This window comes from Tritonibacter sp. SIMBA_163 (assembly GCF_046535935.1).
GTDB classification, from domain to species: Bacteria; Pseudomonadota; Alphaproteobacteria; order Rhodobacterales; family Rhodobacteraceae; genus Epibacterium; species Epibacterium scottomollicae.
This window is the reverse complement of record NZ_JAWJBP010001408.1, coordinates 1-233: the sequence shown is the minus strand read 5'-3', so window position 1 is coordinate 233 and position 233 is coordinate 1. Positions and strand designations below refer to the sequence as shown.

At 61.4% G+C, this 233-nt stretch carries 1 pseudogene; it reads left to right on the top strand.

From position 1 onward, the window contains the following. Positions 1-32: 32 nt before the first annotated feature. Positions 33-233: pseudogene (locus R0J92_RS26925) on the top strand (HAD family phosphatase); the annotation flags it as partial.

The window sequence follows — 233 nt, the reverse complement described above, 5'->3', positions numbered from 1 at the left end:
GCCATGGTCTGACCCTCGACACAGATCAGAGCATGACCACATTTGCGGGGCTTGCCATGCCAGAGGTTGCAGCCAGTGCAACCCAGATGGGGGCCACCTTACCGCAGGATTGGATCGACGAAGGCTATGGTGAGGCCTATCAGACCTTGCGCGACGGCGGGCCGCTGATCCCCGGCGTCATGGAGGTCATCGCCCGTCTCGATCACGAAGGTATCCCCTGCTGTGTCGTTTCC